Source organism: Azospirillum canadense (assembly GCF_025961225.1).
GTDB classification, from domain to species: Bacteria; Pseudomonadota; Alphaproteobacteria; order Azospirillales; family Azospirillaceae; genus Azospirillum; species Azospirillum canadense.
On sequence record NZ_JAOQNG010000001.1, the window covers coordinates 1,728,263 to 1,741,606 of the forward strand.

Annotated in this window: 15 protein-coding genes, 2 tRNA genes and 1 riboswitch; of the genes, 6 read left to right on the top strand and 11 right to left on the bottom strand. The window is 68.5% G+C overall.

All coding sequences use genetic code 11. The features are described 5' to 3' along the window. Positions 1-133: 133 nt before the first annotated feature. Complete coding sequence (gene metC / locus M2351_RS08200; protein ID WP_264655608.1) at positions 134-1,312, top strand: cystathionine beta-lyase; 1,179 nt, start codon at positions 134-136, stop codon at positions 1,310-1,312. Between the two features lie 36 nt (positions 1,313-1,348). Continuing rightward, entirely contained in the window at positions 1,349-1,762 is a 414-nt protein-coding gene (gene hisI / locus M2351_RS08205; RefSeq protein WP_264655609.1) for a phosphoribosyl-AMP cyclohydrolase, read from the top strand. A 470-nt stretch (positions 1,763-2,232) separates the two neighbouring features. Here hisI and M2351_RS08210 read toward each other — a convergent pair whose 3' ends face one another. The 4 genes from M2351_RS08210 to M2351_RS08225 form a co-directional block, all read right to left on the bottom strand. Continuing rightward, the gene (locus M2351_RS08210; protein WP_264655610.1) at positions 2,233-2,505 is read right to left on the bottom strand and encodes a DUF6460 domain-containing protein; all 273 of its coding nucleotides are present in this window, start codon (positions 2,503-2,505) and stop codon (positions 2,233-2,235) included. Between the two features lie 498 nt (positions 2,506-3,003). Further along, positions 3,004-3,080 (bottom strand) — tRNA-Arg (locus M2351_RS08215). A gap of 11 nt (positions 3,081-3,091) precedes the next feature. Next, on the bottom strand, positions 3,092-3,388 hold the full coding sequence (locus M2351_RS08220; RefSeq protein ID WP_264655611.1) for an ETC complex I subunit: 297 nt from the start codon (positions 3,386-3,388) through the stop codon (positions 3,092-3,094). Between the two features lie 50 nt (positions 3,389-3,438). Continuing rightward, positions 3,439-3,515, bottom strand: a tRNA-Pro gene (locus M2351_RS08225). Positions 3,516-3,676: 161 nt separating this feature from the next. Between M2351_RS08225 and M2351_RS08230 the strand changes: the two genes are divergently transcribed. Next, entirely contained in the window at positions 3,677-4,189 is a 513-nt protein-coding gene (locus M2351_RS08230) for a hypothetical protein (protein ID WP_264655612.1), read from the top strand. Here M2351_RS08230 and M2351_RS08235 read toward each other — a convergent pair. The 7 genes from M2351_RS08235 to M2351_RS08265 form a co-directional block, all read right to left on the bottom strand. After that, positions 4,151-5,383 (bottom strand): ABC transporter permease, encoded by a 1,233-nt coding sequence (locus M2351_RS08235; protein ID WP_264655613.1) that lies wholly within the window; start codon positions 5,381-5,383, stop codon positions 4,151-4,153. The genes M2351_RS08230 and M2351_RS08235 overlap by 39 nt on opposite strands. Further along, positions 5,380-6,111, bottom strand: a complete 732-nt coding sequence (locus M2351_RS08240) for an ABC transporter ATP-binding protein (protein ID WP_264655614.1) — start codon at positions 6,109-6,111, stop codon at positions 5,380-5,382. Before M2351_RS08240 ends, M2351_RS08235 begins: the two co-directional genes overlap by 4 nt. Next, positions 6,101-7,738, bottom strand: a complete 1,638-nt coding sequence (locus tag M2351_RS08245; protein ID WP_264655615.1) for an HlyD family secretion protein — start codon at positions 7,736-7,738, stop codon at positions 6,101-6,103. Before M2351_RS08245 ends, M2351_RS08240 begins: the two co-directional genes overlap by 11 nt. A gap of 101 nt (positions 7,739-7,839) precedes the next feature. Beyond that, on the bottom strand, positions 7,840-8,313 hold the full coding sequence (locus tag M2351_RS08250) for a DUF192 domain-containing protein (RefSeq protein WP_264655616.1): 474 nt from the start codon (positions 8,311-8,313) through the stop codon (positions 7,840-7,842). An 82-nt stretch (positions 8,314-8,395) separates the two neighbouring features. Continuing rightward, positions 8,396-8,950, bottom strand: coding sequence for a hypothetical protein (locus tag M2351_RS08255; protein WP_264655617.1), 555 nt, complete (start codon positions 8,948-8,950; stop codon positions 8,396-8,398). Further along, positions 8,947-9,522, bottom strand: a complete 576-nt coding sequence (locus tag M2351_RS08260; RefSeq protein WP_264655618.1) for a hypothetical protein — start codon at positions 9,520-9,522, stop codon at positions 8,947-8,949. Before M2351_RS08260 ends, M2351_RS08255 begins: the two co-directional genes overlap by 4 nt. Before the next feature lie 143 nt (positions 9,523-9,665). Continuing rightward, positions 9,666-10,805, bottom strand: coding sequence for an acetoin utilization protein AcuC (locus M2351_RS08265; protein ID WP_264655619.1), 1,140 nt, complete (start codon positions 10,803-10,805; stop codon positions 9,666-9,668). A gap of 101 nt (positions 10,806-10,906) precedes the next feature. On the opposite strand from M2351_RS08265, the gene M2351_RS08270 reads away from it, so the two are divergent. The 3 genes from M2351_RS08270 (at position 10,907) to M2351_RS08280 (ending at position 13,340) form a co-directional block, all read left to right on the top strand. After that, on the top strand, positions 10,907-11,665 hold the full coding sequence (locus M2351_RS08270; protein ID WP_264655620.1) for a DUF1194 domain-containing protein: 759 nt from the start codon (positions 10,907-10,909) through the stop codon (positions 11,663-11,665). Between the two features lie 37 nt (positions 11,666-11,702). Then, positions 11,703-11,809: riboswitch (TPP riboswitch) on the top strand. Next, entirely contained in the window at positions 11,803-12,582 is a 780-nt protein-coding gene (locus M2351_RS08275; protein WP_264655621.1) for an ABC transporter ATP-binding protein, read from the top strand. It overlaps the preceding riboswitch by 7 nt. Next, positions 12,579-13,340, top strand: a complete 762-nt coding sequence (locus M2351_RS08280; RefSeq protein WP_264655622.1) for an ABC transporter permease — start codon at positions 12,579-12,581, stop codon at positions 13,338-13,340. Before M2351_RS08275 ends, M2351_RS08280 begins: the two co-directional genes overlap by 4 nt. Positions 13,341-13,344 lie beyond the last annotated feature (4 nt).

A 13,344-nucleotide genomic window follows, 5' to 3' on the forward strand; every position in this document is an offset into this window, starting at 1 on the left:
GTGGGCGCGACAGTAAGTTTAGCCATCCCTTACAGAGGCTTAAGACACCGTCCGATGGTCGGATTCTTCTATGGCCGATGGCTTCCCGGGATGCCAAGATGGTCCAACCATCGCCGTTATTGCGGAAAGACCCATGAAGGACGCACAAAAAGATACAATTCTGAGTCACGCCGGGCGCAACCCGCGTGGGAATCATGGAATCGTCAATCCGCCGGTCTATCACTGCTCGACCGTCCTCTTCCCGACTTTGGCGGAACTGGAAGCGAGCGACCGGACACCGTTCGAAGGCGTCCATTACGGCCGCATGGGAACGCCGACCTCCTACGCCTTCGAAGAGGCGGTGGCCGAACTGGAGGGCGCCTTCAAATCGGTCAGTGTCGGATCGGGCCTGAACGCCATCGCGACGGCTCTGCTCGCCTTCACCAAGGCGGGCGATCACGTCCTGATCACCGACAGCGCCTATGGGCCGACCCGGCGCTTTGCCAATGACAGCCTGGCCGCCTACGGCGTCGAGGTGGAGTTCTACGACCCGACCATCGGCGAGGGCATCGCGCGCCTCCTGAAGCCGAACACCAGCGTCGTCTTCCTCGAATCGCCGGGGTCCCTCACCTTCGAGGTGCAGGATGTTCCGGCGATCGCGGCGGCGGCGAAGGCGGTCGGCGCCACCGTGATCATCGACAACACCTGGGCGACGCCGCTTCTGTTCCAGCCGTTGCGCCACGGGGTGGACGTGTCGATCCACTCCGCGACCAAATACATGGTCGGCCACGCCGACGCGATGCTCGGCGTCATCTCCTGCGCCGACGAGGCGCACTGGCTGGCCGTGAAGAAGGCGGCGACGCGTACTGGCGCCTGCGCGGGCCCGGACGACCTCTTCCTCGGCCTGCGCGGCCTGCGGACGCTGTCCGTCCGGCTGAAGCAGCACGAGGCAAACGCGCTGGCGCTGGCCGAATGGCTGTCCAAGCGGCCGGAAGTGACCCGCGTCCTGCACCCCGCCTATCCCGAATGCCCGGGCCACGCGCTGTGGAAACGCGACATCGGCGGGTCTTCCGGGCTGTTCTCGGTCGTCATGAAGGCGGTGCCGAAGGTGGCGCTGGCCGCGATGCTCGACCATATGGAGCTGTTCGGCATGGGCTACAGCTGGGGCGGGTTCGAGAGCCTGATCCTGCCGGTCCGTCCGGGCGCCATCCGCTCCGCGACGCGCTGGGACGACCCGGGCATCGTCCTGCGCCTGCACGCCGGGTTGGAAGCGGCCGACGACCTGATCCGGGATCTCGATAGCGCTTTCGCGCGTCTGAACCATGCCCTTTAAGCGGCCCTTTAACGGCTGATAAACGAGGAATTTTCCATGACGGACGCCAAAGCGTTCGACGACGTGATCGCCGCCATCGCCTTCAACGCCGACGGGCTGGTGCCCGCCATCGCGCAGGCCGAGGGAACGGGCGAGGTGCTGATGATGGCATGGATGAACCGCGACGCGGTTCTGGAAACGCTGGAAACCGGCCGTGTCTGCTATTGGTCGCGCTCGCGCGGAGGGCTTTGGCGGAAGGGCGAGACGTCCGGCCAAGTGCAGCGCCTGAAAGATTTCCGGATCGACTGCGACGGTGACACGCTTCTGCTGATCGTGGAGCAGGACGGCGTCGCTTGCCACACCGGCCGGCGAAGCTGCTTCTTCCGCTCCGTGCGGGGCGAGACGCTGGAAACCAACCAGGAGGTCCAGACCGATCCGTCCGTCCTCTACGGCCACAGCCACAAGCATTGAACGGGTTTCGCTGCAATGCCGAAGAACCTTTGATCTATGTCAAGGTTCCAGGTGGGATGGGTGAGGTACAACCCTCTTGTCTCTAACCCTCCCTGTATTCGACTATGCCGGTGGTTCCCATGGAACCTCCGGCTATTTTTTTGTGTGCGAACGGGCTTCGCCGCGCAGTGAAATTTCAAAAATTAGCGGGTTTTGATATAGATCAACGAACCGGATATGCCAATCGGCTAGATAGGGGTTGTCTCTAACCCTCCCTGTATTCACTTAACCGGAGATTCCTTGGAATCTCCGGTTTTTTCTTGCCTGTGCCCGGGTTGACTGGCGCGGTGCGCTTTCACGACCATGGTTGATTTGGATCAAGGCCGGGGGGCTGATGAAAGGCCTAAAACACTCAGGTCTCTAACCCTCCTTTTTTTATTCTTGGAGGCTTCGGCAACGAAGCCTCCAATTTTTTTACCCTGGGTATCGGCTCAGAGGCGGTGCCGGCTGCGCGACCACCGCAACACGACACCGAGGAGGGACAGCGGCACGACGATCACCGCGCCGATCAGGATGTAGGGCACGGCCCAGCGGAAGGCGTCCAGAAGGGAGACCAGCGCGTCGCGCGACAGCGAGGCGATGTCCCGGATCGTCACCCATGTGTTGGTCAGGATGTTCGCTGGCGTGATGTCCAGGAAGGACAGCACGAGGCCGACCACGAAGCAGAGCAGCAACGTTCTGACGATCCAACCGAACAAGGCCATTCCTCCAACCAAGCGCGCCGCCTCTCCCGACGCGGAGGCGGGTACCCGCTCGTTAAACGCAGGTGCCCAGCGGCTGTTCCGGATTCGGACCACCGGAAGCTGGGCGGTAACATGGACATCATCAGCGCTTCCGCAAGGGAAGCGGACGCACCGACGCTCCGCAAAAGTTGTTTGTCGTCGGCCCTTTCGGATTATCCCCAGAATCTGTGGATAACTTTGTGGACGAGCGTGAAAGTATGGCACCTCCGCCGAGAGTTGCCCTCTCTGCCACCAATTTGGGCAATGCTGCACACGCTCAGTGGCCCTGCAATTCCGCCTGTTTTGTCAACGCGCTGACCACGGACAGGGTGTCGCGCGGAAAATACGCCCACCCTACCCCGCATGGGGATAACTGTGTTGCCAACTGCGGAATCACGAACGCGCCCAAGGGCAATCGCCCCTGAGCGCAGTGAATTTTCCATGTCGACTTTTTCAACCAGCGCGCGTTGCGCACCGGGATGGCGACCCCAGCAGGGCTCGAACCTGCGACCTATCGCTTAGAAGGCGATTGCTCTATCCAGCTGAGCTATGGGGCCCCGGCCCGAGGTCAGAAACGCGGCCGATCGGTGCGGAAGTTGTCGGCGTAATTGCGCGGGCGGACACGGCGCACCGGGGCATCCTGGACGGTGTAGTCCCACCCCTTGCGCTGGGCGAAGGCAATGGCCTCCTCCTGCGTTTCGAAGCCGATCTTCACCTGATTCAGGGTGTCGCCCGAGCTGATCCAGCCCATCAGCGGCTCCGGACGGCGCGGAGTCTCGATTTCGTATTCGAGTTGCCAACGATGCGTCTTCGCGCGCCCGGACTGCGTGGCCGCTTTGCTCGGCTGGTAGATCCGGACCTTCATGACGCGGCATCTCCTCTGATACGTGTGCGTTGCATCTTCGTTCACGTTCTTGGTCGGGGCGCCCGGATTCGAACCGGGGGCCTCCAGTACCCAAAACTGGCGCGCTACCAGACTGCGCTACGCCCCGACGACGCGGAGTGGAATACACGAACCCCGCGAGAACAGCAAGGAGCAGGCGCGACTATCCGACTGGGCAGCCCGTCCGTATGATGTAGCACGGCGCCGGCCATGCCGCACTGCGTCCTTCCGCCACCATCCGCCCGCAACCTATCTTTCCCGCAGACCGGAATGCCCGCGCCCCGCCTCGCCCTTTTCGTGCCGAATCTGGACGACCACCCGCCCCAGCACGCCATGGTCGTTCTCGCCAACCACCTGCACGGACGGGGGATCGCGATCGATGTGGTCGCCCCGATGGGCGGCGGACCGCTTCGCACAGCGCTCCGGCGCGGAATCGGCCAGATCGACCTTGCGAAGCGCCATACGCGCACATCCGTCCTGGCGCTGGCGCGCATCCTCGCGGAACGGCGTCCGGCGGGCCTGCTGGCGCCGGGGGGCGATGCCGGCTTGGTTGCGGTGGCGGCCGCGATGCTGTCGCACACCGGGACGCGCGTGGTGCTCATCGGCCGCGCCTCGGACGAGGATGGTGGGATGCGCGCCCTCCTGAGCCGGTTCCTGCTCCCGCGGGCGGCGGCGAGGCTTGAGGGCTCCGGCGATTCGTACGACCTTGCCGAGCGCTGCCTGGGCGCCCTCGGGCTGCCACCGTCATTCGTGGCGCAGGGCGTCGATGGGGTTCAGCAGTGAGGCGCGCCGCGCCGGGTAGAGGCCGAAGAACACCCCGACGAGGCCGCTGACCACCACCGCCAACACCACGGCGTCCATCTGGATCAGTGTCGGCCAGCCAGCGAGTTGCGCGACCACCACCGCCGTGCCGACGCCGACGACCACCCCGATTCCCGCCCCGATGATCGACAGGGTGGTCGATTCGATCAGAAACTGCATCAGGATGTCGCGCCGCCGCGCACCCACGGCGAGGCGCAGCCCGATCTCCCGCGTGCGCTCAGTGACGCTCACCAGCATGATGTTCATGATGCCGATGCCGCCGACCAGCAGCGACACGGCCGCCACCGCGGCCAGCAGGAAGGACAGGGCGCGGGAGGAAGCGTCGCGCGTCGCCGCCACCTCCGACAGGTCACGCATCCAGAAATCGTCGTCCTGGCCGGAAACCAGCCGGTGCCGCTGGCGCAGCAACTCCCGAATCTGAACCTGCGCCTCGTTCAGGTCGGCGCCGTCACGCATCTTCACGACCATGGTGTGGACGAAGCGCGGGTTGGACTTCGCCATGCCGGGGATGTTGCGCTTGGCCATGGACAGCGGCACGAAGATCACGTCGTCCTGGTCCTGCCCCTGCGTGTTCTGCCCCTTCTCGCCCAGCACCCCGATGACGGTCATCGGCGTGGAGGAGACGCGCACCTGCTCGCCCACCGGATCGCCGCCGCCGAACAAGTTGGTGACCACCGTCCGGCCCAGCAGGACCACCTTGTTGGCCTGCGTCACGTCCTCGTCGGTGATCGCGCGGCCCTGCACGACCGGCCATTCCCGTGCGTCCAGATAGTCGGGCGTGATGCCGAACAGCACGGTGCCCCAGTTCTGGCCGGCGGCCACGATCTGCAACCCCCAGCGCACCGACGGGGCGGCGATCAGCGCGCCCGGAATCTCGGCCACCACCGCCGCCGCGTCGTCCGCCGTCAGGGAGGAGGCGGTTCCCGCCCCCAGCTTCACCCCGCCGCGCACGACGCTCCCCTGCCCCACCATCAGCAGGTTGGTGCCCAGGCTGGCGATCTGCCGCAGCACCTGGTCGCGTGCGCCCGCCCCGACGGCGACCATGGCGATCACCGCCGCCACGCCGATGACGATGCCCAGCATGGTGAGCGCGCTGCGCAGTGGATTGGCGCGCAGCGCATCGAGCGCGGTGCGGATCGAATCGAGCGGGTTCACGCCGCGACCTCCTCCGGAACCTGCCGGCGGTCGTCCACCAGACGCCCGTCGCGGAAGGTCAGCACGCGGCCGGCGAAGCGCGCCACGTCGGGCTCGTGCGTCACCAGGACGATGGTGAGGCCACTGCGGTTCAGCCGCTGGAACAGTGCCATGATCTCCAAACTGGTGGCGGTGTCCAGCGCCCCCGTCGGTTCGTCGGCCAGGAGGAGGACGGGATCGTTGACCAGCGCCCGCGCGATGGCGACGCGCTGCTGCTGCCCGCCGGACAGCTGGGTCGGCCGGTGGTGCCCGCGCGCCTCCAGCCCCACCGCGGCCAGCGCGGTGCTGGCCCGCGCGTGGCGCATCGCCCGGTCCACCCCGGCGTAGACCATCGGCAACTCGACGTTGGCCTGGGCCGACTGGCGGGGCAGCAGGTTGAAGGACTGGAAGACGAAGCCGATCTTGCGGTTCCGCACCGCGGCCAGCGCGTCCGCGGCCAAGCCGCCGACCTCCTGCCCGTCGAGCCGGTAGCGGCCGCCGTCCGGCCGGTCCAGGCAGCCGAGCAGGTTCATGAAGGTGGACTTGCCCGACCCGGACGGCCCCATGACGGCCACGAACTCGCCCCGCCGCACCTCGGCGGACACGCCGTCCAGCGCCCGCACGGTGTGCGGCCCCATGGCGTAGGCGCGCACGAGGTTTTCGACGGCGATCAGCACCGGCGGGGTCTCAGAAGGGGCATCAGAATCCAAGGCGCGGCCCCCGGCGGCTGTCGGTCCCGCCGGGCAGGATACCGACGATGACCTCTTGCCCCGCCGTAAGGCCGCCGGACACGACCTCCGTGAAGCTGCCGTCGCTGATGCCGAGCCGGATGGGAACGCCCACCGGCGCGCCCCCGGCGCCGGGCACCCAGACCGTCCGCGCGGCCTCCGCGCCGGAGCGGCTGGCCAGGACCGTCTCGAATCGGGCGCGCTGGTCGGGACCGAGCGCTGCGGCGACGCGCTCCTCCGCGCGGGCGCGGATGTCGCGGGCCTCCGCGCGACGGCGTTCCGGGTCGCCGGCTTCGGCGCCCAGGGCCTCGAAACGGTCGCGGGCGTCGGCGACAATGGCGTCCAGCTCCTTCCGCTTGGCCTCGCCGAGGGAAAGCTCGTCGGACAGCGCCTTCACCAGGGCCGCCAGCGCCTGGGCGCCGCGCCCGCCGTTCGGGCCGCCGAGCGTCGGCGTCGGGGCCAGCGCGTCGGCCGTCGCCTCCACGCCCGGCGGACGAAAGCGCAGGGCGGCGTTGGGCAGCTTCACCACCCGTTCCCGCTCGTTGACCGTGATGCTGAGGTTGGCGGTCATGCCGGGCAGAAGCCGCAGGCCCGGATTCTCCACCGTAATGACGGCGATGTAGGTGACGACGTTCTGGTCCTGGTTCGGCGCGAGCCGGACCTGGGAGACGGTACCGCCGAACACCTCGCCGGGGAAGGCGGTGACGGTGAAGCGCACCGGCAGCCCCTCGCGCACGCGACCGATGTCGGCCTCGTTGATGTTCGCCAACACCTCCATCTGGCGCAGGTCCTGCGCGATTGTAAAGAGGGTGGGCGCGGACAGGCTGGCCGCCACGGTCTGGCCGATGTTGATGGCGCGGTTCACCACCACCCCGTCGATGGGCGAGCGGATCACCGACCGCTTCACGTCCACCTCGATGAGCTGGAGCGCAGCCTCCCGCTGGGCGATTTGGGCGCGCGCCACCTGGACCTGCGCGTTGGCCACCTCCAGGGACGCCTCGGCCGACGCCAGCCCGGCCTCCGCCTGCTGCTTCTGCGCGGTGCTGGACGCCAGCTGCGCGCGGGCGCTGCGCGCCGCCGTCTCGGCCTTCTCCAGGTCTGAGGTGGAGACGACCCCGCGCCCGCGCAGCTCCTGCCGGCGGCCGAGGTCGCGCTCCGCGTCCTTGAGGGCGAGGTCGGAGCGCAGGATCTGCGCTGCCACGTTGGCGACGTTGGCGCGGGCGTTCGCGACCTCGGCCCGCGCCCGGTCAAGCTGCGCCACCTGCTGGTTCAGCGTCGCCTTCGCGGCCTCCAGGTCGGCGCGGGCCTGGGCGAGCCGGGCGTCGAGCTGGTCGCCGTTCAGCCGGGCGAGCACCTGCCCTTCCCGCACTTGGCTGTTGAAGTCCGCGTACAACTCCGCGATTTGGCCGGACAGCTGGGAGCTCACCTCCACCGTCACCAGCGCGCTGAGGGCGCCGGTCGCGGTGATGCTGCTGACGAGCGGCCCTTCCTCCACCCGCGCGGTGCGGTAGGCCGGCGCAGGCTCCGCCTGGGCCAGCACGAAATAGGCGGACAGGCCCCCCGTGCCCAGCAGGACGACCGCCACCATGGTGAGGAAACGCCGCGTCATCACCCTCCCCCGTGGATGCCCAGGTCCCCGGCATTCCGGAAACCACTGTGGGCATTTCCCGCGGCGAAGTCACGCGGTCCGCAGGGGGCCTCGCGGAGGGTTTACTTCGCGGTGCCGAAGGCCTTGTAAAGCACGCGGTCGCCGGCGTGGATGCCCAGGCGCGCGCTCATGCCGCCGTTGATCTCCAGGATGCCCTTCACCGGCCCGGCGGAGTTGACCGCGTCGAGCGACTGCGGCACTGCGTTCTGGTGGATGTTGACCACCTTCCCGTCGGCGCCGATGAAGATCATGTCCAGCGGGATCAGCGTGTTCTTCATCCAGAAGCTGGCCGGCTGCGGCCGGTCGTAGAGGAACAGCATGCCGGCATCGGGGGCGAGCTTTTCCCGGAACATCAGCCCCTGCATCTGCTGCATGGGCGTTTCCGCCAGCTCGATGTCGAAGCGGTAGTGCCCGCCGGCCGCGGTTTCGATGACCAGGGACGAGCGCGCAAAGGTCTCCAGCGCCGCCGCTGGAAGGGCCGTCAGGAGAATCGCCACGCCGAAGAAAAGGCCCCGCAGGACTCGTCCGATCCCCATCCCTGCAATCATCGCACCCAACCCGAGTTGAATCCTTGTGGATCGGGACGATGCCGCCGCGCCGGCCGCCTGTCCAGTGCCGTCACGCGGCGGGCCGGTCGGCGGCCGATGCATAGAGATTTTCCTTCACAGCCGTCACCGACCGGATCTGGTAGCCGGGCCTGGCGCTGAACCGGCGCGCCGTGCGTTCCGAGGCCTCCCGCTCGGACTCGGCCCAGACCAGATACTCGCGCCCGCGTGCCCAGTCGACCGCCAGCGGGTGCATGGCGTCGATTTCCCCAATCTGCGTGTTCACCACGGTGACCAGCCATTCCTTGTCGCTCGGGTTGCGGCGGTCGGTGAGGATCAGCATCTGCGGGCGGCGCCTGGCTTTGGCCTCGGCGAGGCGGCACTGGATGTCCGACTGCTTCTTCCGCGCCTCGACCGTCTCGGCGAGGATCGACTCGATCTCCTTGGTCAGGGCCTCTTCCTCGCGCTGGAGGCGCGTCAGCGTCGCCTCCAGCTTGCCGGTGGTGTCGCGGGCGGCACGAACGCGCGAGCGGGACTGGGCCATGCTGCCCTCCATCATCAGCAGCACGTTGCCGAGCCATGCGCCGATGGCGATGATCGCCAGGATGATCAGGAAGTTGATCATCATGTCGCGGTGGCCTTCGCCCTGGGCGCGCCGGCCTTGCGCGGCACCGGCGACCGCGGAAAGGTGGTCGTGAAACCCATCTTGAAGGGAAAGGCGACCTCCACCAGCTGCTTCGCCTCGTCCATGTTGGACGCCCAGACCTCCGCGACGTTGGCGCAGCGCCAGATCGGGTTGACCTGCGCGCGCTCCCCGGCGGCGCGGGCGGCCGACGACGCTTTCTCCTGCGCGATGGTGACCAGGAACTTGGTCAGGCCCGCCTGGGGATCGCCGACCTCGTGCACGAACAACGGCGGCTGCTCGGCGATTTCGGCGATGGCGCGCTCCATCTTGCGGTTGTCGGTGTCGACCCGGTGCTTGTCCGAGGCGACCTGGTTGCGGCGCTGGACCATGACGTTCACCCGGTCCTGGACGTCATGGGCCTGCGCATGAAGCACGTAGATGCGGTTTTCCAGCTTTTCCAGGCCTGCGCTGCGCAGGAGGAAGCCGGGCAGGAAGTCCTTCATCATCATGGCCACGGGAACGGCGACCAGCATCATCACGGCAATGGCGACAAGGAGCAAAGTGGTGTTCGACATCGTCCTGCCCCTCCTTCCTTTTGCCGATGGTCATACCGCTGCTTCGCCGTTCCTTCGGCAAGGCGAATCGGAGTCGAAGAGTCACCGATTCGCCTTGAAAGGTCAACGCGCCGTCGCCGCGCCGACGGGCGGCCAAACGGCAATCACCCCATGGGCATAGCTCCTTCCATGACCGCAGCGACAACGCGCCGCACGGCGTCGCGGACGGGTCCCGGCCGGGGTGCATCCGCCAGTGTGTTGAACCAGTGCTCCGGCGGGTTCCGCCCGGCGGCACGGTGCCATGTCAGGCCGCGCAGGACGCGCTCCGCGTCCGGGGTCGGCGGCACGGCGGGATCGATTCCGTTCAGCACGGCCCACACCCCGGCCCAGCAGCGCCCGACGGACCACGGGTTGTACCCGCCGCCACCGACCACGAGCATCTTCGGGGCGAGCCCCATCAGGTCCCGCACGGCGCTCCACAGCGCAGTGTTGGACAGCTCCAGCCGGCTGAGCGGGTCGTCGGCCAGCGCGTCGGAGCCCGTCTGCACCACCACCACCTGCGGCCGGAAGGAGCGGCCGAGCGGCAGGACGGCGTTTACCATCAGGTAGGCCAATTCCGTGTCGTTGAAGCCCGGCGGGACCGGCAGGTTCCGCGCCATGCCGCCGCCCCGGTCCTCCGCCTTGCCCGTGTAGGGCCAGCGCCCGTCCTCGTGCACCGACAGCGTCAGCACACGGTCATCATGGGTGAAGGCGTACTCGACCCCGTCGCCGTGGTGGGCGTCCAGGTCCACGTAGTAGACGCGCTCCACCCCGGCGTCGAGCAGCGCCAGGATGCCCAGCACCGGCGCATTGAGGTAGCAGAAGCCGCTCGCCCGGGCCGGGTGCGCGTGGTGCGTGCCGCTGGCGGGGCTATAGACGATGCCGGCCTCGGTCTCCACCAGCAGCCTGGCGGCGAGGATCGCAGCGCCGGTGCTGATGGCCGGGCGCCGGTACATTTCCGGGAAGACCGGGTTCTCCAGCCGGCCGAGGTTGTAGCGCTCCCCGGTCTCCGCATCGACACGCTGGACCGCCTCGGCGCGGTGGAGGGCGGCGATGTAGTCGGGCGTGTGGAAGCGGGCCAGCTGGTCGGGCGTCGCTTGCGGGCTGTCGCGGTAGACCGGGTCCGGCAGCCAGCCCATGGCGCGGCTGAGGTCGATGGTGGTCGAGACCCGCGGGATCGCCAGCGGGTGCTTCGGGCCGTAGCTGGAGCCCCGGTAAATCTCGCTGCCGAGGAAAAGCGGGGGCGTGGACGTCGGTGTGGTCATGGGGTGTTGAGGTGGCGTGACCCGGGCTTTTCGTCAACGCTCCCTTGCCCCACCCCCGTTCCGCCCTTCTTTCATCAAGGGACGCCGGGGAGGGTCGCGCAATGACGGGTTACGGCCGGATCGCGGGCTTGGTGCTTCTGCTGATGCTGCTGGCGGCAGGGCTGGCGGCGGCCCCCGCCCGCGCGGACGAGCCGGTCGACCTGGAACTCGTGCTGGCCGTCGACGTGTCCGGCAGCGTCGATCCGGAAGAGGCGCGGCTTCAGCGCGACGGCTATGTCGGCGCGCTGACCAACGCCAAGGTGCAGGCGGCGATCCACGGCGGGCCGTACGGGCGCATCGCGGTCGTCTATGTCGAGTGGGCCGGCGACAGCTTCCAGCGGATCGTCGTTCCCTGGACTCTGCTGAGCGACCCGACGAGCATCGAAGCCTTCGCGTCCTCCGTCGCCGAATCGCCGATCGCGTCGGCGCAATGGACCTCCATCAGCGGCGCCATCGACTTCTGCGCCCGACTGTTCGAGGACAACGGCTTTGAGGGCACCCGGCGGGTGATCGACGTGTCCGGCGACGGGGTGAACAACCGCGGCCGCCCGGTGGAGTGGGCGCGGGACCAAGCCGTGGCCGCCGGGATCACCATCAACGGCCTGCCCATTCTGAACGACCGCCCGAACCCCTGGGGCGGGTCGCCGACGCTGGACCTCGACGGCTACTACCGCGACCACGTGATTGGCGGGCCGGGCGCCTTCCTGATTCCCGCCGTCAACTTCGAAGCCTTCGCCGACGCTATCCTTGCCAAGCTGCTGCTGGAGGTGTCCGGGCGCACGCCGGACGCTTGGCCGGGAACCGATCTTGCCGCCCGCTGAGCCTTGCCCGGCGGTCACCAACTTGTCATAGTCGCGGTCCTTCACTGGGGGGAGCCGATGGTCGGCTGAGAGGTCCCGAAACGGGACGACCCCTGGAACCTGATCCGGATCATGCCGGCGAAGGGATCAGTGAGCCGATGAACGCGCCCGAACTCCCGAACGCCGTCCGCCCAAATGCCCTTGCGCCTGCCCCGCTGTCGGTGACGGTGACCGGCGCACGGCTGACCTATGGCGGGACGGAGCTGTTCGCCGATCTTTCCCTGACTGTCGAGGCGGGGGTCACCACCGGACTCCTGGGGCCGAGCGGAGTCGGCAAGACCACGCTGCTGCGCATGGTCGCCGGCCTCGCCGATCCGGAGCCGCCGACGGTCATCGAGGCGCGCGACGGCGCCCCGCTGCACGGCCGCGTCGCCTACATGGCGCAGCAGGACCTGCTGCTTCCCTGGCTGACGGTGCTCGACAACGTCCTGCTCGGCGCGCGGCTGCGGCATGAGCGGCGGTCGCCCGACCTTGTCGCCCGCGCCCGCGCGCTGCTGGAACAAGTCGGGCTCGCGGGACGAGAAACGGACCGGCCCGCGACGTTGTCCGGTGGGCAGCGGCAGCGCGTCGCCATCGCGCGCACGCTGATGGAGGACAAGCCGTTGGTCCTGATGGACGAGCCCTTCTCCGCGCTCGACGCGCTGACCCGCCTGCGCCTCCAGGACGTGGCGGCGTCGGCGCTGGCCGGGCGCACGGTGCTGATGATCACCCACGACCCGCTGGAGGCGCTGCGGCTCGGCCACCGCATCCACGTGATGACCGGCCGGCCGGCCACGGTCGGACCGGCGCTGGAACCTCCCGGCCGGATACCCCGTGCCGTGGACGATCCGGCGCTTCTGGCCTTGCAGGCGGAGTTGCTGCGGAGGCTGGCGGGATGAGGGTGGTCCGCGCGCTGATCACCGCCGCGGTGCTGCTGGCGCTGTGGCAGGGCGTCGTGTCGCTCACCGGTGTGCCGCGCTACATCCTGCCCGGGCCGCTGGCCGTCGCCGACGCGCTGCAACGGCAGGCGCCGCTGCTGGTGCAGCACGGGGCGACGACGCTGACCGAGATCCTGCTGGGCCTCGTCCTCGGCGTCGCGCTGGGCGGGGCAAGCGCCCTGACGCTGGCGAGCTTCCGCACGGCGCGGCGCTGGCTGATGCCGTTGCTGGTCGTCAGCCAGGCGATCCCGGTCTTCGCGCTGGCGCCGCTGCTGGTGCTGTGGCTCGGCTACGGCATGGCGTCGAAGGTCGCCATGGCGGTGCTGGTCATCTTCTTCCCCGTCACCACCGCCCTGTTCGACGGGCTGCGCCGGACGGAGCCCGGCTGGCTGGATCTGGCGCGGACCATGGGCGCCTCGCGCCGGTCGGTGCTGTGGCACATCCGCCTTCCGGCAGCATTGCCCGCCTTCGGGTCCGGCCTGCGCGTCGCCGCCGCCGTGGCACCGATCGGCGCGGTGATCGGGGAGTGGGTCGGCTCCTCCTCCGGCCTCGGCTACCTGATGCTGCATGCCAACGCCCGCATGCAGATTGACCTGCTGTTCGCGGCGCTGGCGGTGCTGGGCGTCTTCGCGGTGGCGCTCTACGCCGCGGTCGACGCGCTGATCCGCCGGGCCCTGCCCTGGCAACCCGACACGCACCCTACTGAGGAAAAGGACTGACTTC

What these genes read in the sequence shown, in the direction of transcription:
- M2351_RS08210 (WP_264655610.1), bottom strand. Translation starts at nt 2,505, where the DNA reads ATGGCCTTGTTCGGTTGGATCGTCAGAACGTTGCTGCTCTGCTTCGTG.
- M2351_RS08260 (WP_264655618.1), bottom strand. Translation starts at nt 9,522, where the DNA reads ATGTCGAACACCACTTTGCTCCTTGTCGCCATTGCCGTGATGATGCTG.
- hisI (WP_264655609.1), top strand. Translation starts at nt 1,349, where the DNA reads ATGACGGACGCCAAAGCGTTCGACGACGTGATCGCCGCCATCGCCTTC.
- metC (WP_264655608.1), top strand. Translation starts at nt 134, where the DNA reads ATGAAGGACGCACAAAAAGATACAATTCTGAGTCACGCCGGGCGCAAC.
- M2351_RS08255 (WP_264655617.1), bottom strand. Translation starts at nt 8,950, where the DNA reads ATGATGATCAACTTCCTGATCATCCTGGCGATCATCGCCATCGGCGCA.
- M2351_RS08230 (WP_264655612.1), top strand. Translation starts at nt 3,677, where the DNA reads ATGCCCGCGCCCCGCCTCGCCCTTTTCGTGCCGAATCTGGACGACCAC.
- M2351_RS08275 (WP_264655621.1), top strand. Translation starts at nt 11,803, where the DNA reads ATGAACGCGCCCGAACTCCCGAACGCCGTCCGCCCAAATGCCCTTGCG.
- M2351_RS08245 (WP_264655615.1), bottom strand. Translation starts at nt 7,738, where the DNA reads ATGACGCGGCGTTTCCTCACCATGGTGGCGGTCGTCCTGCTGGGCACG.
- M2351_RS08270 (WP_264655620.1), top strand. Translation starts at nt 10,907, where the DNA reads ATGACGGGTTACGGCCGGATCGCGGGCTTGGTGCTTCTGCTGATGCTG.
- M2351_RS08265 (WP_264655619.1), bottom strand. Translation starts at nt 10,805, where the DNA reads ATGACCACACCGACGTCCACGCCCCCGCTTTTCCTCGGCAGCGAGATT.
- M2351_RS08220 (WP_264655611.1), bottom strand. Translation starts at nt 3,388, where the DNA reads ATGAAGGTCCGGATCTACCAGCCGAGCAAAGCGGCCACGCAGTCCGGG.
- M2351_RS08280 (WP_264655622.1), top strand. Translation starts at nt 12,579, where the DNA reads ATGAGGGTGGTCCGCGCGCTGATCACCGCCGCGGTGCTGCTGGCGCTG.
- M2351_RS08250 (WP_264655616.1), bottom strand. Translation starts at nt 8,313, where the DNA reads ATGGGGATCGGACGAGTCCTGCGGGGCCTTTTCTTCGGCGTGGCGATT.